The sequence below is a fragment of the Micromonospora sp. NPDC001898 genome, assembly GCF_042891255.1.
Lineage (GTDB): Bacteria > Actinomycetota > Actinomycetes > Mycobacteriales > Micromonosporaceae > Micromonospora.
The window spans coordinates 1-18,011 of the sequence record NZ_JBIATC010000018.1; the positions used below are offsets into that span (position 1 = coordinate 1).

Here is an 18,011-nt window from a genome sequence, read left to right on the forward strand (position 1 = left end):
CCGACTCCGCCAACCCCGCCCAGGCCAGCTACGACATCACCGACGACAACCTCGCCGACTGGATCGCCACCCGCGGCTACGCCACCTCCTGACCCCGAACAACAAGACCCCGACAACGACAAGGACCGGCCCCCACCCGGGGAGCCGGCCCTTTCGTCGTACGAGGGGGACGTGTGGTGGTGGAGCCGGGTCGTCGGGCGTCAGCCGCCGGAGTCGGCCAGCTCCGCGCCCTCGGGCACGGTGTCGTCGTCCCGGCTGGCCAGCCAACCCTCGGGGAGGTAGACCTTGCCCGGCGAGTTCGTCCGGCCGCGCGGCTGGCCGAGCGTCGCCACCGGGAACGGCTCCGCCGGGTCGAGCTTGCCCAGCAGGTCGTCGAGCTGGGCCAGGCTGTCGATCATGGCGAGGGAGCGGCGCAGCTCGCTGCCGACCGGGAAGCCCTTGAGGTACCAGGCGACGTGCTTGCGGAAGTCGGTGCAGCCGTCCCGCTCGCCCCTGGCCGGGTTCCGCGCCCCCGCCACGAACTGGTCGACCAGCAGCTCAGCGTGCCGGCGCATGGTCACCGCCACCTCTCCGAGGGTGGGCAGCCGCCGCTCCGGCCGCCCGTCGAACGCGGCCTCCAGGTCGGCGAAGAGCCACGGCCGGCCCAGGCAGCCACGCCCGATCACCACCCCGTCGACCCCGGTGTGGGCGACCATCCGCAGCGCGTCGTCGGCCTCCCAGATGTCGCCGTTACCGAGCACCGGCACGTCGAGGGCCTGCTTGAGGGTGGCGATCGCGTCCCAGTCGGCGGTGCCCGAGTAGCGCTGGGCGGCCGTACGCCCGTGCAGGGCGACCGCCACGACTCCGGCGTCCTGGGCGGCGAGCCCGGCCTCGACGTACGTCAGGTGGTCGTCGTCGATGCCCTTGCGCATCTTCACGGTGACCGGCACCCCGGCGGGCGCGGCGGCGTCCACCGCGGCCTTCACCAGCCGGGCGAAGAGCCGACGCCGCCAGGGCAGGGCCGACCCGCCGCCCCTGCGGGTGACCTTGGGGACCGGGCAGCCGAAGTTCAGGTCGATGTGGTCGGCGAGGTTGCGCTCCACCACGATCCGCACGGCGGCGGCGGTGATCTCCGGGTCGGTGCCGTAGAGCTGGAGGCTGCGCGGCCGCTCGTCGTCGCCGAAGGCGATCATGTGCAGGGTCTTCGGGTTCCGCTGGACCAGCGCGATCGTGGTGATCATCTCGCAGACGTAGATGCCGCCGCCCTGTTCCCGGCAGAGCCGGCGGAACCCGACGTTGGTGATGCCGGCCATCGGTGCGAGCACCACCGGCGGCCACACCTGGTGCCGCCCGAGGGTCAACGGACGCTGCGCGGGCGGGATCGGGGCAGTCACCGGACAAGTGTACGGGGCCCCGACCGGCACGTTTCCGCGCCGGCCGAGGCCCCGTGGACGGTGCTCAGCAGCCGGGGAGGCGCTCGATCAGGTAACGCTCGACCTGGTCCAGGGAGATCCGCTCTTGGGCCATGGTGTCCCGGTTCCGCACGGTCACCGCGTCGTCGTCCAGGGTGTCGAAGTCGACCGTCACGCAGAACGGGGTGCCGATCTCGTCCTGGCGGCGGTACCGGCGACCGATGGCCTGCGAGTCGTCGAACTCGACCACCCAGCGCTTGCGCAGGTCGGCGGCGAGGCCCTTGGCCTTCGGCGAGAGCGCCTCGTTGCGGGACAGCGGCAGGACCGCCACCTTGACCGGCGCGAGCCGGGGGTCGAAGCGCATGACGGTGCGCTTGTCCACGCCGCCCTTGGTGTTCGGGGCCTCGTCCTCGTCGTACGCCTCCAGCAGGAACGCCAGCACCGCGCGGGTGAGGCCGGCGGCCGGCTCGATCACGTACGGCATCCAGCGCTCGCTCTTGCCCTGGTCGAAGTACGACAGGTCGACGCCGGAGTGCTTGCTGTGCGTGGACAGGTCGAAGTCGGTGCGGTTGGCGATGCCCTCCAGCTCGGCGAACTCGCTGCCGCCGAACCGGAACCGGTACTCGATGTCGACGGTGCGCTTCGAGTAGTGGGAGAGCTTCTCCTTGGGGTGCTCGAAGAAGCGCAGGTTCTCCTCGGACAGGCCGAGGTCTAGGTACCAGTTCCAACGCTCGGAGAGCCAGTACTCGTGCCACTGCTCGTCGGAGCCCGGCTCGACGAAGAACTCCATCTCCATCTGCTCGAACTCGCGGGTACGGAAGATGAAGTTGCCCGGGGTGATCTCGTTGCGGAACGACTTGCCGGTCTGCGCGATGCCGAACGGCGGCTTCTTGCGGGCGACCGTCTCCACGTTCTTGTAGTTGACGAAGATGCCCTGGGCGGTCTCCGGGCGCAGGTAGTGCATGCCCTCGTCGCTCTCCACCGGGCCGAGGTAGGTCTTCATCAGGCCGTTGAACATCTTCGGCTCGGTGAAGGTGCCCTTGTTGCCGCAGTTGGGGCAGTTCAGCTCCGACAGCGAGGCCAGCGGCTTGCCGTGCTTCTCGGCGTACGCCTCCTCCAGGTGGTCGGCCCGGAACCGCTTGTGGCAGGACTGGCACTCCGTCAGCGGGTCGACGAACTCGGCGATGTGGCCGCTGGCCTCCCAGACCTTGCGGGAAAGGATGACCGCGGAGTCCAGGCCGACGACGTCGTCGCGCTGCTGGACCATGGTCTTCCACCACTGCCGGCGGACGTTCTCCTTCAGTTCCACGCCGAGCGGACCGTAGTCCCACGCCGACCGGGTGCCTCCGTAGATCTCACTGGAGGGAAAGACGAAGCCCCGGCGCTTGGCGAGGCTGACGACGGCGTCGATACGGTCGGCTGGCATGTTTCCTCCTACGCCGGCTGGCGGTCGGCGGGGGCGAGATGTGGATGGATCGGTCGGTTCGGGGACAACGGTACGACCGTACGGGCCCCGGGCCCAGCAGAATACCGGGGGCGGGGCCGACCACCCCCGCGAGCCTCCGTTCGGCCGCCGGGGGCGGGTGGTCAGCTCACCCCGCACACCTCCATGGCCCCGGTCTGCCCGTCGGGGGCGAGGGTGACCTCCTGCTGGCCCCGGTTGCCGCCGCTGAAGGTGACAGAGACCGGGGCGGTGAGGGTGGAGGGGTCCACCTCGCCCACCCGGTACGAGTCGATCTGCGGTTCGGCGGCGACCCGACGCTCGAACTCCGCCCGGGACTCGCGGCGCTGCGCGTCGTCGCAGAGCGTGTCGTACGACCTGCCGTACTTCCGCTCGACCAGCCCCTGGTAGTAGTCGTCGGTCACCGCGCGGCCCTGCTCCCGCACCGCCTGCACGTTGCTGATCAGCAGGCCGACCACGGCCGCCCCGCCCCCGCCGCAGCAGAGCAGCACGGCCAGCGCCCCGACCCCGAGGCCGAGCCAGAGCCGGGCGCTGCGCCCCTCGGTCGGGGGCGCGACGAACGGCGGGGCCACCCCGGGGCCGGCCGGGGGCGCGGGCACCCCGGGCTCCAGGTGCGGCGGCGGCTCGTCCGGCCCGGGCGCCATGGGGTACGAGGGTGGACCGGCCGGTCCGGGTGCGGTCATAGGTGCAGGGTAGTGCCCGGCGACTCAGCGGTACGGGGCAGCGGCCCGATCACTGGGGTTCACCTCGACCGCCCCGCCGGGGGCCGCGGCGGCCAGCGCCTCGTACGCGGACGGCTCGTCGAGCGACTCGGCCAGCAGCGGCGTGGCGTGCACCTTGACGTCGAACCCGCCCAGTGCCCGCCGGTAGGCCCCGACGGACTCCCACTCGGTGACGAGACACCAGTGGCTCGGGTCGTCCAACGCCCGGAGCAGTTCCCCGCGCAGGTAGCCGGGGCGGGCGGCGAGCGCGGCCAGGGCGGTGTGCGCGCGTTCGGTGAAGGCGGGGGCGACGTCCTCGTCGACCACGAACCGGTTGGTGACCAGCACCGGGTCCTCCTCGTAGAGTCTGTGGGATGCAGCGTACGCAGCACCCCCTGCTGGGCCGGTTGGCCCGGTCGAACCCGACGACGATCTTCCTGGTCACGCTGGCGCTGGTGCTGGTGGCGCTGTTCACCCCGGGCGTGATCGGCGGGGTGCTGCTGCTGGCCCTCGCCGCCGCCCTGGTCGCGCTGCTGCTGACCACCTGGGCGGTGCAGGCGCCGGCCACCCGGGTGATCCGGCTGGTGATGCTCACCCTGCTGGTCACCGCGGCGCTGACGAAGCTGCTCTGACCACCACAGTGCGGTGAACCGGCCCGTTCGAACAGGGCATTATCAGACGCCCCGCCCGCATGCAAGCATGCGTTTTTGACAATCAATTTCGTTGTCACGGAGAGTTGGGGCATGAAGCTCCGCCGCTCCACCGCACGTGCCCTGGCCGCAGCGACCGCCCTGATAGCCCTCGGCACCCTCACCGCCTGCGCGGAGGACGGTGCCGGCGCAGACCCGCAGCGGGTCGACGTGGCCGCCGCCTTCTACCCGCTCCAGTTCGTGGCCGAGCGGGTCGGCGGCGACGCGGTCCGGGTGACGAACCTGACCAAGCCCGGCGCCGAGCCGCACGACCTGGAGCTCACCCCCCGCCAGGTCGGCGAGGTGAACCAGGCCGAGCTGATCGTCTACCTCAAGGGCTTCCAGCCCGCGGTGGACGAGGCGGTCGAGCAGAACGGCGGCGACCGCGCCTTCGACGTCACCGGGGTGCAGCCGCTGCTGGCCGGGAACGCCGGCGGGCACGACCACGAGGGCGAGGAGGCCGGGCACGGGGGCGGGGAGGCCCGGGAGGACGGCGGTGGCAAGGACCCGCACCTGTGGCTCGACCCGACCCGGCTGGCCACCGTCGGTGACCGGCTCGCCGAGCGGCTCGGTCGGGTCGACCCGGACCGCGCCGCCGACTACACCGCCCGGGCGGGTGCGTTGCGCGCCGAGCTGGAGACGCTGGACGCCGAGTTCACCGCCGGGCTGCGGACCTGCCAACGCCGCGAGCTCGTGGTGAGCCACACCGCGTTCGGTTACCTGGCCGAGCGCTACCGGCTCGACCAGGTCGGCATCACCGGGCTGGCCCCGGAGAACGAGCCCTCCCCGCAGCGCCTCGCCGAGGTCGCCCGGGAGGCCCGGGAGCACCAGGCCACCACGATCTTCTTCGAGACCCTGGTCAGCCCCAAGGTCGCCGAGACGATCGCCCGCGAGGTGGGGGCGAAGACCGCGGTGCTCGACCCGCTGGAAGGCCTGTCCGCCGATCACGGCGGGGACTACCTTTCGGTGATGCGCACCAACCTGGCGACCCTGCGGACGGCGTTGAGCTGCTCGTGAACGCGCCTGTCATCACCGTCACCGGCGGGGCGGTCGGCTACGACGGCCGCCCGGTGCTGCGCGACGTCTCGCTGACCGTCACCGCCGGCGAGGTGGTCGCCGTGCTCGGCGCCAACGGCTCCGGCAAGTCCACCCTGATCCGCGCGGTGCTCGGCCTGGTCCCGTTGCGTGCCGGGTCGATCGCGCTCTTCGGCACCCCGCTGCGCCGGTTCCGGCAGTGGCAGCGGATCGGGTACGTCCCGCAGCGCCTCGGGGCCGGCGGCGGCGTCCCGGCCACCGTCCGCGAGGTGGTGGCCTCGGGCCGGCTCGCCCGCCGGGGCGTGCTGCGCCCGCCGGGCCGGGCCGACCGGGCGGCGGTCGACGCCGCGCTGGCCGCCGTCGGCCTGGCCGACCGGGCCGGCGACCCGGTGGCCACCCTCTCCGGCGGCCAGCAGCAGCGCACCCTGATCGCCCGGGCCCTGGCCGGCGAGCCGGAGCTGCTGGTCCTCGACGAGCCGACCGCCGGGGTCGACGCCGCCAGCCAGGAGGCGTTCGCCGGGGCGCTGCACGGCTTCGTCGACGGCGGCGGGACGGTGCTGCTGGTGGCCCACGAACTGGGGCCGCTGCGACCGCTGATCACCCGGGCCGTGGTGGTGCACCACGGCGGGATCGCCCACGACGGCGTGGTCCCCGAGCCGGCCGGCCACCACGCCGACCCCGACCACGACCACGTGCACCCGCACGGACCCGACGAGCCCGCAGGGCTGTGGAGCAGTTGAGCATGGAGCTTTTCCAGTATCCGTACATGCAGCGCGCCCTGATCGGCGCGCTGGTCATCGGCCTGGCCGCCCCGGCGCTCGGCATCTACCTGGTACAGCGCCGGCTGGCCCTGATCGGCGACGGGGTCGGGCACGTGGCGCTCACCGGCGTCGGCGCCGGGCTGCTGCTCAACCGCTCCCCGGTGCTGCTGGCCGTGATCGTGGCGACCCTCGGCGCGGTCACCATCGAGCTGGTCCGGGCGCGCGGGCGCACCTCGGGCGACCTCGCGCTGGCGCTGCTGTTCTACGGCGGGATCGCGGGCGGGGTGACGCTGGTCGGGCTCTCCGACGCCACCAGCGCGAACCTCAACGCGTACCTGTTCGGGTCGCTGACCACCATCTCGCCGCAGGACCTGACCACCATCGCGGTGCTCGGCGCGGCGCTCCTGGTGACCATGCTGGCGCTGCGCCCGGCGCTGTTCGCGGTCTGCCACGACGAGGAGTACGCCCGGGTCGCCGGGCTGCCCGTGCGGACGCTGAACATGCTGCTCGCGGTCGGCACGGCGGTCACCGTGACGATCGCCATGCGGGCCGTCGGGGTGCTGCTGATCAGTGCCCTGATGGTGGTCCCGGTGGCCACCGCCCAGCAGGTCACCCGGGGCTTCCGCAGCACGATGGCCGCGGCGATGACGCTCGGGCTGTTCGCCGCCGGCTCCGGGGTCTGGGTGGCCGCCAACGCCGACACCGCCCCCGGGGCGTCCGTGGTGCTGCTGGCGATCGCCTCGTTCCTCGTCGTCGCGGTCGCCGCCGCGGGCTGGCGGGCGGTACGCCGACGCCGGACGACGACCGGGACGGCGGTCGTCGAGCCGCCCGAAGTGGTGCTGCGGTGATCCTGCGCCCCGGCGGCCCGGTGGGATTGGTTACCGTTACAAGGTGACCGGCGGATCAGGATACGAGGCGTACGAGGACGCCGGTGAGCTGCTGCGCGCCCTCGCGGCCCCGATCCGTCTGGCGATCGTGAGCGAACTGGCGCAAGGTGAACGGTGCGTGCACGAGCTGGTGGAGAAGCTCGGTGCGACGCAGCCGCTGGTCTCGCAGCACCTGCGGGTGCTGCGGGGGGCCGGCGTGGTCCGTGGCTCCCGGCGCGGGCGGGAGATCGCGTACGCGCTGGTCGACGAGCACGTCGCGCACATCGTGGCCGACGCGGTCAGCCACGCAGGGGAGGCATCGTGACCGAGGGGAACCCCGTCCGGAACACCCGGCAGCGCTCGGCGGTGAGCGCGCTGCTCGCCGAGGTCGAGGGGTTCCACAGCGCGCAGGACCTGCATGCCATGCTCCGCGAGCGCGGCGAGCGGGTGGGGCTGACCACCGTCTACCGCACCCTGCAGGGGCTCGCCGACGCGGGCGAGATCGACGTGATGCGCCCGCCCGGCGGCGAGCACCTCTACCGGCGGTGCAGCGAGGGCCACCACCACCATCTGGTCTGCCGGGCCTGCGGGCGCACCGTCGAGGTGGCCGGGCCGACCGTGGAGGCCTGGGCGGAGCGGGTGGCGGCGCAGCACGGGTACGCCGACGTCAGCCACACCCTGGAGATCTTCGGCACCTGCCCGGCCTGCGCCGGCTGACCCCGCCCGGCAGCCCCTCGTCCCCTCTCCCCCTCAGCCCCACCGCCCCTCGGCCCCTCAGCCCTTCGGCCCCACCGCCCCTCGGTCCCCCAGCCCCTCGGCCCTACCGCCGTCGTACCGCGCCGGCCGGGTCGCGTCCGCGCCGGCCGGGAAAACCGACCCGTGCCGGGCGGGTCGGGCCGTGACACGCTGTCCGGCGTGAAGATCTACGCCGATCGCTTCCCGACCGCCGTCCGCCAGTTCCTGACCGACCTGCTCGTCGCCGTCTGGGTGTACGCCGCGATCCGCTTCGCGCTCTGGGTGCACGACCTGGTGCAGAAGCTCGCCGTACCCGGACAGAAGCTGGAGGGGGCCGGCGGCGGCCTCGCCGACAACCTGGCCGACGCCGGCGGCAAGATCCGCCGGGTGCCGCTGGTCGGCGACGAGCTGACCGCCCCGTTCGCGAAGGCCGCCGACGCCGCCCGATCGATGGCCGAGGCGGGCCGGGACCAGCAGGAACTGGTCGGCCAGCTCGCCCTGGCGCTCAGCATCGCGGTGCTGGTGTTCCCGCTCGGCCTGGTGCTGTTCGGCTGGCTGCCGCTGCGGCTACGGTGGATGCGACGGGCCGCCTCCGCCAAGGCGCTGGCCGCCGTCCCGGCCGGGCGCGACCTGCTGGCCCTGCGGGCGCTGGCCGGTCAGCCGATCGGCAAGCTGACCCGGATCGCCCCGGACGTGGCCGATGCGTGGCGACGCGGCGACGACGCCACGGTCGAGGCGCTCGCCGCGCTGGAGCTGCGCGGGCTCGGGCTCCGAGGTGGCCGCTAGGGTGGTCCGGTGCTCTACTTCCTGATCGTCGTCGCCGTGTTGCTGCTGGCCTACGCCGTCGTGCTGGTCAGCTTCGTCCGCCGGGGCCGCAAGATACCGCCGGCGGCGTACCTGGTGCTGGCGGCGCTCAACGGGCTGATCCTGGCCGCCGTGCTGGCCTGGGCCATCGCCCGGTGAGCCCGTGCCGGCCCAAGGCGCTCCGTTCCGGACGGGCCCCCTGCCGTGCCACGGGCGTCGGCAGGGGGGGCCTCCCTCGTCACTCGGGGCGGGGGATGCGGCGGCGGACGTCCTGGGCGGCGGACGGGCCGGGGGTCCAGCGGGCCACCCAGGGCAGGTCTGCCGGCGGGGTGATCACCCCGCCCTCCAGGGCCGCGTACCGGCCGTCGAGGATCCGCTTCGCCGCCGCCACGTCGACGGAGTCGGTGTTCGCCCACAGGCCGGTGAACAGGGCGTCGACCCGCAGCCGGGCCTGGCGGCAGAAAAGGTCGGCCAGCTCGACGTTCTCCGGGCGGGTGTCCTTCTCCGCGTACGCCCGGACGCAGACCGCGGACATCGCGAACAGCTCCGCGCCGATGTCCACCACCCGGCCGAGGAACGCCTGCTTGCGCTCCATCTTGCCCTGCCAGCGGGACATCGCGTAGAACGTCGACCGGGCCAGCTTGCGGCTGTGCCGCTCGACCTGGCGCAGGTGGCCGGCGAGCGGGCCGAACTCGGCGTACGCCCTCGGCGCCTGGCCCCGGCCGACAGCGAGGGTGGGGAGCCACTTCGCGTAGAAGGCCCCGGCCCGCGCGCCGGCCCGCGCCTTGCGGCCGAGCCCCGCGTCGGGGTCGATGATGTCCCCGGCGACCGAGAGGTGGGCGTCGACCGCCTCGCGGGCGATGAGCAGGTGCATGATCTCGGTGGAGCCCTCGAAGATCCGGTTGATCCGCAGGTCGCGCAGCATCTGCTCGACCGCGGCGGGGCGTTCGCCCCGGGCGGCCAGGGAGTCGGCCGTCTCGTAGCCCCGCCCGCCCCGGATCTGGAGCAGCTCGTCGCCGATCTTCCAGGCCATCTCGCTGGCGTAGAGCTTGACCAGGGCCGCCTCGATCCGGATGTCGTTGCGGTCGTCGTCGGCGAGCAGGCAGCACAGGTCCAGCATGGTCTCCATGCCGTACGTGGTGGCGGCGACGAACGCGAGCTTCTGCGCGACGGCCTCGTGCTCGCCCACCGGCCGGCCCCACTGGACCCGGTCGGCGGCCCAGTCCCGGGCCACGTTCAGCGACCACTTCCCCGCGCCGACGCACATCGCCGGCAGCGACAGCCGCCCCGTGTTCAACGTGGTCAGAGCGATCTTCAGCCCCTTGCCCTCGCCGCCGATGACGTTCTCGTTCGGCACGAACACGTCGTGGAACCGGGTGAGGCTGTTCTCCAGGCCGCGCAGGCCGGTGAACTCGTTGCGCCGCTCCACCGTGATGCCCTCGGCGTCGCCGTCGACGACGAAGGCGGTGATCCCGCCGCGCCGCCCCTCGCCGGCCGGCACCCGGGCCATCACCACCAGCAGGGTGGCCACGGTGCCGTTGGTGGCCCACAGCTTCACCCCGTTGAGCCGGTACCCGGCGCCGTCGGCGGTCGGCTCGGCCGTGGTGGCCAGCCGTGCCGGGTCGGAGCCGACGTCCGGCTCGGTGAGCAGGAACGCCGACACCTCGCCGGCGGCGAGCCGGGGCAGGAAGCGCTGCTTCTGCTCGTCGGTGCCGAACATCTTCAGCGGCTGCGGGACGCCGATCGACTGGTGGGCCGACAGCAGCGCGCCGATCGCCGGGCTGACCGACCCCGCCAGCATCAGCGCCCGGCAGTAGTGCAGGTTGCTCAGCCCGAGCCCGCCGTGGGACCGGTCGATCTTCATGCCGAATGCGCCGAGCCGGGCCAGCCCGTGGAACACCTCGTCGGGGATGCGGGCGTCGCGCTCGATCGCCGCCCCGTCCACCTCGGACTCCAGGTACGCCCGCAGCCGGCCGAGGAACTGCTCGGCCCGGGCGTCCTCGGCCGGGTCGGTACGCGGCCAGGGGTGGATCAGGTCGATCCGGAGCCGGCCGAGGAACAACTCCTTGCCGAAGCTCGGCCGGTCCCACGCGGACTCGCGGGCCGCCTCGGCGACCTGCCGGGCCTCCTTCTCCGACACGTGACCGGCCTCCGCCGGCAGCGCCCCCGCGCCCCCGGCGGCGTCGATGGCGGCGGCGTCGGCAGTGGCCTCGGCGGCGGCGGTGGCGATGGCCTCGGTGGCGGTGGGATCGTCGATCGGCGCTACCCGGCCGGTGGGGCCGCCCGCCGGGTCTCCCCCCGCCGGGTCGGGCGTGGGTCGGCTGTTCTGCGTCGTGGTCACGGCGGCCCCCTCGAACCTCGGTCCGGATGCGTCAACGTGCTCGACAAGAAGCAACGCTACCCCCGGCTGTTACCCAGGGGTAGCGTTGCGTGCACCTCGGATTTTCCCCAGCGTCCGCGTTGGTCTGCGGGATCAGTCGCCGGAGGGCCCCTGCGGATCGTCATCGTCGTCGTCGATGTCGTCGTCGCCCCAGTTGCGGCGGGCGAACGGCAGGACCACCCAGAAGGCCAGGAACCAGGCCGCCGTGATCCCGGTGAGCAGGAAGGCGATGCCCCGGTCCAGCACGAAGTCGGTGATCAGCAGGACCGCGCTGACCATCGAGATGAGCATGAAGGCGAGCCCGCCACTGGCCATCCGGTGGGCGAACCGGACCAGCTCCGGCTTGCGCCCCTGCCGGAACAGCGCCCGGTGGAAGGCCACCGGGGAGATGATCATCGTGGTGGCACCGGCCGCCGACAGCAACGCGACGATGTAGACGTCTCTCTGGAACTCGCTGGTGTGCGTGAAGCCGTTGCTGAACGGCAGGGTCAGCAGGAACGCGAACAGGATCTGCACGCCGGTCTGCGCGACCCGCAATTCCTGGAGCAGGTCGGCGAAGTTGCGCTGCCAGCGCTGCTTCTCGGTTTCCTTCGACACGCGCTACCTCCGGGGTGACGATGCTGCCGGCGGGATCCACCCCGCCGGCAGCATCGGCTTTGCCCCCTCGGGCGAACGGCGAAACCGACTCACGACCGCACGCCGCCCGCTGCGGTCAGGACCCCCGGCGGATGCGCCCGGCGTACCGGGCCTCCAGCTCGTTGTTGTGCTCGTCGCCGCCGGTGATGTTGGCCGACAGGTAGACCGGGGGCCGCTCCCCCGCCGCGAGCAGTCGGGACACCACCTCGATCGTGAGCTGCTGCGCCAGCAGGGCGGCGGTGATGGAGGAGACCGCGCCGACCGCGCCGCCGCCCGGCAGCGGCAGGGTCGCGTCGCCGTACGGTGCGCCGTTGTCCAGCACCACGTCGGCGAACTCGGCCAGCTTCCGGCCGGACGGGTGGCGGGACGTCATCCGTGCCGAGTGCTGCGCCGAGGTGATCGCGACGAGGCCGTGGCCGCGCTCCTTCACCAGGGCGGCGAACTCCACGATGGCCCCGTTGACGCCGGAGTTGGAGGCGACCACGAAGACGTCCGACGGGTGGACCGGGGCCAGCTCGTAGAGGCGGTGGGCCACCGCCGGGTCGCGCTCCAGCAGCGGGCCCAGGACGTCGGCCGATGCCCCGCCGTGCAGCACGAGGTCGCGCAGCGCGATCCGGTTGGTCGGCACCAGGCCGCCGGCCCGGCCGGCGATCTCCATGGCGAGGGCCTCGGAGTGGCCGGTGCCGAACGCGTGGACCACCCCGTCGGCGCGCAGCGCGTCGGCGACCAGGTCGGCCGCCCGACCCACCGCCTCCCGTTGGCTGGCCGACACCCGGCCGATCGTCTCCGTCACCACCGCCAGGTAGTCCTCGGCGCTCACCGTCATGCGTCCTCCTCCGTCCGTCGGTTGCGGGCCAGCCAGTCCACCGCGAAGTCAACCGCCGCCCGCTGGCGCATCGACCTGCCCGTCCCGTCGCCGACCGGGCCGATCCGGACCGCGCCGGTCGACTCCAGGTCCGCCCCGAGCCGGGGGAAGTCGGCCGAGTCGACCGCCACGTCCTCCCACCATGCCCAGTCCTGGCCGCCGTCGCGGGTGCGAACCGCCGCGCCCACCCGCTCCCTCGGCGGGACGGCCTGCCGGTACTCCGCCAGGTGCAGCGACGTGTTGCAGCCGTGGTCGACGCCGAGCAGCAGCACGTCGGCGTCCAGGTCGTACAGCCGGCCCAGCGGCGAACCGGAGCCGAGCATGTCGGCCAGCGGGTGCCCGGCCACGATCTCCTCGGCGGCGGGCCCGAGCGCGGCGAACGAGACGTGCGGGTGGTCGCTGCGCCGGGCCCCCGGCCAGCCCCGGACGGTCTCGGCCAGCGCCCCCATGAACCGGCTCGGGGTGACCGCCGGGTCGAAGCCGGGAGTCTCCGCGCGGATCACCGGCCACCAGTCCGCCGGCACCGGCGGGTTGCTCCACCCGGCCGGGTCGCTGTTCTCCGGCGTGTGGGTCGGCACCACCAGCGTGCCCTCGGGGCCGAGCACGTCGCGCAGGGCGAGGACCACCGCCTGCGGGCCGCCGCAGACGAACCCGAGTGCCCGCAGTCCGGCGTGCACGAGCACGATGCCGCCGGGGCGTACCCCCAGGTCGTGAAGCTGCGCGGCGAGCGACGCGCGGGTGTGCGGCCGGGCCGCCGCGACGCCGCCGCCCGCCGCGCCCGGCGGACCCGGGGCGGACGGCGGACCCGGGGCGGACGGCGGACCCGGGGCGGACGGCGGACCCGGGGCGGACGGCGGACCCGGGGCGGACGGCGGCGGGGCGGGGGTCACCGCGCGGTGCCCGTGCGGGCCAGGATCACCTCGGCGAGCGGACCGGGCGCCTCGTCGGGAATCCAGTGCGAGACGCCGGGCAGCTCGACGAGGCGGTAGTCCCCGGTGACGTGGGCGGCGCACGCCTCGGCGGCGGTGCGGCCGATCGCGATGTCCCTGCTGCTCCACACGAACGCGGTCGGCACCGGCACCGGCCCGACCGCCGCGAGGTCGGCCCGCGACATCGCCCGGTACCAGTTCAACGCGGCGGTCAGCGCGCCCGGCTCGCGCATCGGCTCGGCGTACCGGGCCACCCGGGCGGCGTCGCCGACCCCGCCGAGCAGCTTGCGCAGGGCGGCGGCCCGCAACGCCAGCAGCACCTTCTCCGCCTTGCCCGGCTTGCGGAACAGGGCGATGTACGACGAGCGGGCCTTCTGCCCGGTGTCCGTGGCCAGTGCGTGCGCCATCGCGGCGGGGTGCGGGACGGACACGGCGGTGAGGGTGCGCACCCGGTCGGGGCGGCTCGCGGCCAGCCCCCAGGCCACGATCGCGCCCCAGTCGTGCCCCACCACGTGCGCCGCGTCGACGCCCAGCGCGTCGAGCAGGGCCGCCGCGTCGGCGACCAGCTCGGGGAGCCGGTACGCCTCGACCGCCCCGGGCGGGCGAGCGGCGAGTAGCCCCGCTGGTCCGGCGCGTACGTGCGCAGCCCGGCGGCGTGCAGCGCCGGCGTCACCTCGTCCCACTCGCCGCCGTGCTGCGGGAAGCCGTGCAGCAGCAGCACCGGCTCGCCGTCGGCCGGCCCGCCGGTGCGGGTCTCGAACGTCAGCCCCCGCGCCTCCACCTGCATGATCGGCAGCCTACCCAGCGGGGCCCGCGCTCACTCGTACTCGTTCTCGCGGGACGGGTGCCTCCCGCCGGGACTCCACGACGGGTACGGGATGTCGGCGTCGTCGACCGGGTTCCGCCCGGCCCGGTCGCGGTACCGGCCGGTGGCCTCGACCCAGGTGTCGTTCGGCGGGCCGAGGGGCACGTCGCCGGGCAGGCCCGGGGCCGGGTCGACGAGGTACGGCGAGATGACGGTTTCCGCACCGGGGATGAGCTGCGATTGGATCACATTGCCCGGCGATCTTCCGAGGTGTTAGCGTCGGCGAGACAACTTCATATCCGACAGGGGAGCGCACAGCGCTGAGAGTGCGGGCACCGCCCGCAGACCCTCGAACCTGATCTGGGTAATGCCAGCGCAGGGAGTTCGGTCGACCTCCAGCCGCGCCGCCGTCCGGTAGCCCGGGCGCGGCGTGCGTCTTCTCCTGGTTCACTCAGAACTGGGAGCCATCACATGAACCACATCGACAGCAACCGCTGGCGCACGATCGACATCGTGGTCGCCTCGGTGATCGCGGTCGCCTTCGGCGTCATCTTCTGGGCCTGGGGCCTGGTCTGGAGCGCCACCGACGGGGCGTTCGCGTTCTTCCCACCCGCGCAGACCCTGCTCTATGGGGTCTGGCTGATGCCGGCCGTGGTCGGCGGCCTGGTGATTCGCAAGCCGGGCGCGGCCCTGTACTGCGAGACCGTCGCCGCCGTCCTGTCCGCCCTGCTGGGCAGCCAGTGGGCCGGCACGGTGATCCCGCAGGGCATGGTCCAGGGCATCGGCGCCGAACTGGCCTTCGCCGCGTTCCGGTACCGCTCCTTCCGGCTGCCGACCGCCCTGCTCGCCGGGGCGCTCACCGGCCTCAGCGCCGCCCTGTTCGACTTCCTCGTCTGGAACGCCGAGTACGACCTGACCAGCTACCGCATCCCGTACGCCCTGCTCACCATCGTCAGCGCCACGGTCGTCTCCGGCGCCGGCGGCTGGGCCCTCACCCGCGCCCTGGCCGGCACGGGCGTCCTGGACCGCTTCCCCGCCGCCCGCGACTACCGCGCCCCCGTCTGATCGGGTTGATCAAGGGGTTTGCGTCAGCCGAACCCGGTTCTCCGGACGCGAACCTCTTGATCAACCAGGCTGTCTGGGTGGGGAGGGGTTGAGGGGGTCGGGGTGGGTGGGATTGGGGTTCGGGGGTTCGGGTGGCGGCATGCTGGGCGGCGGGCCTGGGCGGTGCGGGGGGTGGACCTGCGCGTCGAGCGCGGCGAGCGGGTGCTGCTGCTCGGGCCGTCGGGGGCGGGCAAGAGCACGCTGCTGGCCGCGCTGGCCGGGCTCCTGCCCGAGGACTCCGGCGAGCAGGAGGGCACCGTCGAGGTCGACGGAATCGACCCGCGGGCGAACCGGGAACGGGTCGGCATCGTCTTCCAGGATCCGGAGACCCAGCTCGTCATGGCCCGCTGCGGCGACGACGTGGCCTTCGGGCTGGAGAACCGGGGCGTACCGGCCGACGAGATCTGGCCCCGGGTGGACGAGGCCCTACGCCGCGTCGGCTTCCCGTACCACCGGGACCGGCCGACCGCCGCCCTCTCCGGCGGGGAGCAGCAGCGGCTCGCCCTGGCCGGGACGCTCGCCCTGCGGCCGGGTCTGCTGCTGCTCGACGAGCCGACCGCGAACCTCGACCCGGCCGGGGCGGCGCTGGTCCGCCGCGCGGTGGCCGACGCGATGGACGGCGACACCACGCTGATCCTGGTCGAGCACCGGGTCGCCGAGGCGTTGCCCCTGGTCGACCGGGTGGTGGTGCTGGAACCCGGCGGCGGGGTACGCGCCGACGGGCCGCCGGAGGCGGTCTTCGCCGCCCACGGCGACGCCCTCGCCGCCGAGGGGGTCTGGGTGCCCGGCCGGACCGTGCCGCCCCGGCGCGCCGCCGCGGCTCCGGGTGACCTGCTGATCACCGCCGACCGGGTCGCCGTGCCGCCCCGCCTCGCCCCGATCGACCTCGCGGTACGCGCCGGCGAGGCGCTGGCCGTCCTCGGTCCCAACGGCGCCGGCAAGTCCACCCTGGCACTGCTGCTGGGCGGCCTGCTCCGGCCGGGGACCGGCCGGGTGGCGGCGACCGGCGAGCTGGCCGGCAGGGATGCCCGGACTCCCCCGTACCGCTGGCGGGCCCCCGCCCTGGCGGGCCGGATCGGGTCGGTCTTCCAGGACCCGGAGCACCAGTTCGTCACCGGAACGGTCTTCGACGAGCTGGCCCTCGGGCCGCGCCGCACCGGCCGGCCCGAGACCGCCGTCCGGGCCACCGTGGACGGACTGCTGGATCGGCTGCGCCTGGCGGCGCTGGCCCGCGCGAACCCGTACACCCTCTCGGGTGGGGAGGCACGGCGGCTGAGCGTGGCGACCGCCCTCGCCACCGCGCCCCGGCTGCTGATCTGCGACGAACCCACCTTCGGCCAGGACCGACGGACCTGGCTGGAGCTGGTCGACCTCTTCGCCGAGTTGCGCGACGCCGGGCACGGCGTCGTCACCGTCACCCACGACCCGGACTTCGTCGCGGCCCTGGCCGACCGGCGGATCACCGTGACCCGCGAACCGTCGGCGGCGACGTGACCGACAGGCACCATGACCCCCACGCCCTCGGCGGCGGCGTGACCGACAGGAACGGCGGGCCGACGGACGACGTGACCGACAGGAACGGCGACCTGACGGGCGGCGTGACCGACAGGAACGGCGGGCCGACGGACGACGTGACCAGCGGGTCCGGCGAGGTGGTGGAGGCCACGTGATCAGCATCGAACCGGTGGCGACGCCAGGCGCGCCGCTGGCCCGACGCAACCCGGTGGCGAAGGTCGCGGCGGCGTTGGTCTTCTCGTTCACCCTGCTCGCCACCCTGGACCCGGTCGCCCCGGCCATCGCCCTCGTCATCGAGCTGGCCGTGCTGCCGCTGTTCGGCATCCGGTACCGGGTGCTCGCCCGGCGGGCCGCGCCGCTGCTGCTCGGCGCGGTCGGCATCGTGGCCACCCTGGTCCTCTTCGCCGCCGACCGCTCCGGACGGGTGCTGGTCGACGCGGGGCCGGTGCTGGTCAGCACCGGGGTGCTGCTCACCGCGCTCGGGCTGGCGCTGCGCATGCTGGCCGTGGCACTGCCCGGCGTGATCGTCTTCGCCACCACCGACCCGACCGACCTGGCCGACGCGCTGATCCAGAACGCGAAGGCGCCGGCCCGATTCGCGATCGGCGCGCTGGCGGCGTTCCGGCTGGTGCCGTTGCTGGGCCAGGAGTGGCAGATGATCAGCATGGCGCGGCGGGCACGCGGGGTCGACGCCGGGCGCAATCCCCTGGCCCGGATGCGGCTGTTCGTCTCGACCGCGTTCGCGCTGCTGGTGGGGGCGATCCGGCGCGGCACCCGGCTCGCGGTGGCGATGGACGCCCGCGGTTTCGACGCGGGCACCCCCCGCACCGTCGCCCGGCGGCAGCGGTTCCGGGCCGCCGACGGCCTGCTGATCGCCGGGGCGGCGGCCCTGGCCGGGGCGGCGCTGGCGGTCAGCGTCGCGCTGGGCGCGTTCCGCCCACTGATCGGCTGACCGCCCGGCAGCTCCGGTTCGGGTGCGTCTGTTGTCGCTGGAGCGACAACAGACGCACCCGTCAGGGCGTGCGTCGAAGTGCGGGGGACGCACGGCCACGTCTCCGGCGGCCGGCGGCCGGCAGGCGCGATCGGCACCACCCGAGCCTGACACCTGCCCCGACGATGAGCGGAGACCTACCAACCCCGGAGCCTTCCGGGGCCGGGCGGCCTCCCGGGAACCGCCCGGCAATCGGCCAGGCACGCAAGATCGTGCTCGATCCCGGAAAGTGTGGCCTCCTACCCGCAGCGAGGCCACACTTTCCCTGATCGAGCACGATCTTGTTCCCCGATCGAGCGTGATCCAGCGCGCTCGTGTGCGCTGCGCTCGTGTGCGCTCGTA

21 protein-coding genes, 2 pseudogenes and 1 riboswitch are annotated in these 18,011 nt (G+C 74.0%); of the genes and pseudogenes, 13 read left to right on the plus strand and 10 right to left on the minus strand.

From position 1 onward, the window contains the following. Nucleotides 1-92 (plus strand): annotated as a pseudogene (locus ACFYZF_RS25865) (phytochelatin synthase); the annotation flags it as partial. A 108-nt stretch (nucleotides 93-200) separates the two neighbouring features. Here ACFYZF_RS25865 and dusB read toward each other — a convergent pair. From dusB to ACFYZF_RS25885, 4 genes are all read right to left on the minus strand, one after another. After that, nucleotides 201-1,373, minus strand: coding sequence for a tRNA dihydrouridine synthase DusB (gene dusB, locus ACFYZF_RS25870; RefSeq protein WP_387024975.1), 1,173 nt, complete (start codon nucleotides 1,371-1,373; stop codon nucleotides 201-203). 64 nt (nucleotides 1,374-1,437) lie between these two features. After that, the gene (locus tag ACFYZF_RS25875; RefSeq protein ID WP_387024976.1) at nucleotides 1,438-2,817 is read right to left on the minus strand and encodes a glycine--tRNA ligase; all 1,380 of its coding nucleotides are present in this window, start codon (nucleotides 2,815-2,817) and stop codon (nucleotides 1,438-1,440) included. 161 nt (nucleotides 2,818-2,978) lie between these two features. Next, the gene (locus tag ACFYZF_RS25880; RefSeq protein ID WP_387025120.1) at nucleotides 2,979-3,452 is read right to left on the minus strand and encodes a hypothetical protein; all 474 of its coding nucleotides are present in this window, start codon (nucleotides 3,450-3,452) and stop codon (nucleotides 2,979-2,981) included. 108 nt (nucleotides 3,453-3,560) lie between these two features. Beyond that, nucleotides 3,561-3,902, minus strand: a complete 342-nt coding sequence (locus ACFYZF_RS25885; protein ID WP_387024977.1) for an antibiotic biosynthesis monooxygenase family protein — start codon at nucleotides 3,900-3,902, stop codon at nucleotides 3,561-3,563. Between the two features lie 26 nt (nucleotides 3,903-3,928). Here ACFYZF_RS25885 and ACFYZF_RS25890 point away from each other — a divergent pair, with 26 nt between their 5' ends. The 8 genes from ACFYZF_RS25890 (at nucleotide 3,929) to ACFYZF_RS25925 (ending at nucleotide 8,603) form a co-directional block, all read left to right on the plus strand. Then, the gene (locus tag ACFYZF_RS25890; protein ID WP_387024979.1) at nucleotides 3,929-4,186 is read left to right on the plus strand and encodes a hypothetical protein; all 258 of its coding nucleotides are present in this window, start codon (nucleotides 3,929-3,931) and stop codon (nucleotides 4,184-4,186) included. 111 nt (nucleotides 4,187-4,297) lie between these two features. Next, nucleotides 4,298-5,260, plus strand: coding sequence for a metal ABC transporter substrate-binding protein (locus ACFYZF_RS25895; protein ID WP_387024981.1), 963 nt, complete (start codon nucleotides 4,298-4,300; stop codon nucleotides 5,258-5,260). Next, a complete protein-coding gene (locus ACFYZF_RS25900) occupies nucleotides 5,257-6,018 on the plus strand; it encodes a metal ABC transporter ATP-binding protein (RefSeq protein ID WP_387024983.1) in 762 nt (253 codons plus the stop codon). Before ACFYZF_RS25895 ends, ACFYZF_RS25900 begins: the two co-directional genes overlap by 4 nt. A gap of 2 nt (nucleotides 6,019-6,020) precedes the next feature. Beyond that, nucleotides 6,021-6,887 carry a metal ABC transporter permease gene (locus ACFYZF_RS25905; RefSeq protein ID WP_387024985.1) on the plus strand — a complete coding sequence of 289 codons (867 nt, stop codon included), beginning with the start codon at nucleotides 6,021-6,023 and terminating at the stop codon, nucleotides 6,885-6,887. 43 nt (nucleotides 6,888-6,930) lie between these two features. Continuing rightward, entirely contained in the window at nucleotides 6,931-7,230 is a 300-nt protein-coding gene (locus ACFYZF_RS25910; protein WP_161691876.1) for a metalloregulator ArsR/SmtB family transcription factor, read from the plus strand. Next, nucleotides 7,227-7,622, plus strand: coding sequence for a Fur family transcriptional regulator (locus ACFYZF_RS25915; RefSeq protein WP_387024987.1), 396 nt, complete (start codon nucleotides 7,227-7,229; stop codon nucleotides 7,620-7,622). Before ACFYZF_RS25910 ends, ACFYZF_RS25915 begins: the two co-directional genes overlap by 4 nt. A gap of 198 nt (nucleotides 7,623-7,820) precedes the next feature. Further along, nucleotides 7,821-8,426 (plus strand): hypothetical protein, encoded by a 606-nt coding sequence (locus ACFYZF_RS25920; protein WP_387024989.1) that lies wholly within the window; start codon nucleotides 7,821-7,823, stop codon nucleotides 8,424-8,426. Nucleotides 8,427-8,435: 9 nt separating this feature from the next. Then, nucleotides 8,436-8,603: a hypothetical protein gene (locus ACFYZF_RS25925; protein ID WP_387024991.1), complete on the plus strand. Its 168-nt coding sequence runs from the start codon at nucleotides 8,436-8,438 to the stop codon at nucleotides 8,601-8,603. A 79-nt stretch (nucleotides 8,604-8,682) separates the two neighbouring features. Here ACFYZF_RS25925 and ACFYZF_RS25930 read toward each other — a convergent pair whose 3' ends face one another. The 6 genes and pseudogenes from ACFYZF_RS25930 to ACFYZF_RS25955 all read right to left on the minus strand — a co-directional run bounded on the left by ACFYZF_RS25930 (nucleotide 8,683) and on the right by ACFYZF_RS25955 (nucleotide 14,308). Beyond that, on the minus strand, nucleotides 8,683-10,839 hold the full coding sequence (locus tag ACFYZF_RS25930) for an acyl-CoA dehydrogenase family protein (RefSeq protein ID WP_387024993.1): 2,157 nt from the start codon (nucleotides 10,837-10,839) through the stop codon (nucleotides 8,683-8,685). Nucleotides 10,840-10,917: 78 nt separating this feature from the next. Beyond that, entirely contained in the window at nucleotides 10,918-11,421 is a 504-nt protein-coding gene (locus tag ACFYZF_RS25935) for a DUF6328 family protein (protein ID WP_387024995.1), read from the minus strand. 115 nt (nucleotides 11,422-11,536) lie between these two features. Next, nucleotides 11,537-12,286, minus strand: a complete 750-nt coding sequence (locus tag ACFYZF_RS25940; protein ID WP_387024997.1) for a sugar isomerase domain-containing protein — start codon at nucleotides 12,284-12,286, stop codon at nucleotides 11,537-11,539. Beyond that, nucleotides 12,283-13,215, minus strand: coding sequence for an aminoglycoside N(3)-acetyltransferase (locus ACFYZF_RS25945; RefSeq protein ID WP_387024999.1), 933 nt, complete (start codon nucleotides 13,213-13,215; stop codon nucleotides 12,283-12,285). The genes ACFYZF_RS25940 and ACFYZF_RS25945 overlap by 4 nt, the downstream gene beginning before the upstream one ends. Then, nucleotides 13,212-14,041 (minus strand): annotated as a pseudogene (locus ACFYZF_RS25950) (alpha/beta fold hydrolase). The gene ACFYZF_RS25945 and the pseudogene ACFYZF_RS25950 overlap by 4 nt, the downstream one beginning before the upstream one ends. 30 nt (nucleotides 14,042-14,071) lie before the next feature. Further along, nucleotides 14,072-14,308 carry a hypothetical protein gene (locus ACFYZF_RS25955; protein WP_387025000.1) on the minus strand — a complete coding sequence of 79 codons (237 nt, stop codon included), beginning with the start codon at nucleotides 14,306-14,308 and terminating at the stop codon, nucleotides 14,072-14,074. 45 nt (nucleotides 14,309-14,353) lie between these two features. Then, nucleotides 14,354-14,459: riboswitch (TPP riboswitch) on the plus strand. Nucleotides 14,460-14,530: 71 nt separating this feature from the next. Between ACFYZF_RS25955 and ACFYZF_RS25960 the strand changes: the two genes are divergently transcribed. The 4 genes from ACFYZF_RS25960 to ACFYZF_RS25975 all read left to right on the plus strand — a co-directional run bounded on the left by ACFYZF_RS25960 (nucleotide 14,531) and on the right by ACFYZF_RS25975 (nucleotide 17,630). Beyond that, nucleotides 14,531-15,124 carry an ECF transporter S component gene (locus tag ACFYZF_RS25960; RefSeq protein WP_387025002.1) on the plus strand — a complete coding sequence of 198 codons (594 nt, stop codon included), beginning with the start codon at nucleotides 14,531-14,533 and terminating at the stop codon, nucleotides 15,122-15,124. Between the two features lie 102 nt (nucleotides 15,125-15,226). Continuing rightward, complete coding sequence (locus ACFYZF_RS25965) at nucleotides 15,227-16,657, plus strand: ABC transporter ATP-binding protein (protein ID WP_387025004.1); 1,431 nt, start codon at nucleotides 15,227-15,229, stop codon at nucleotides 16,655-16,657. Next, nucleotides 16,654-16,833 carry a hypothetical protein gene (locus ACFYZF_RS25970; RefSeq protein WP_387025006.1) on the plus strand — a complete coding sequence of 60 codons (180 nt, stop codon included), beginning with the start codon at nucleotides 16,654-16,656 and terminating at the stop codon, nucleotides 16,831-16,833. The genes ACFYZF_RS25965 and ACFYZF_RS25970 overlap by 4 nt, the downstream gene beginning before the upstream one ends. Next, nucleotides 16,830-17,630: an energy-coupling factor transporter transmembrane component T family protein gene (locus ACFYZF_RS25975; RefSeq protein ID WP_387025008.1), complete on the plus strand. Its 801-nt coding sequence runs from the start codon at nucleotides 16,830-16,832 to the stop codon at nucleotides 17,628-17,630. Before ACFYZF_RS25970 ends, ACFYZF_RS25975 begins: the two co-directional genes overlap by 4 nt. The last annotated feature ends 381 nt before the right edge of the window (nucleotides 17,631-18,011 follow it).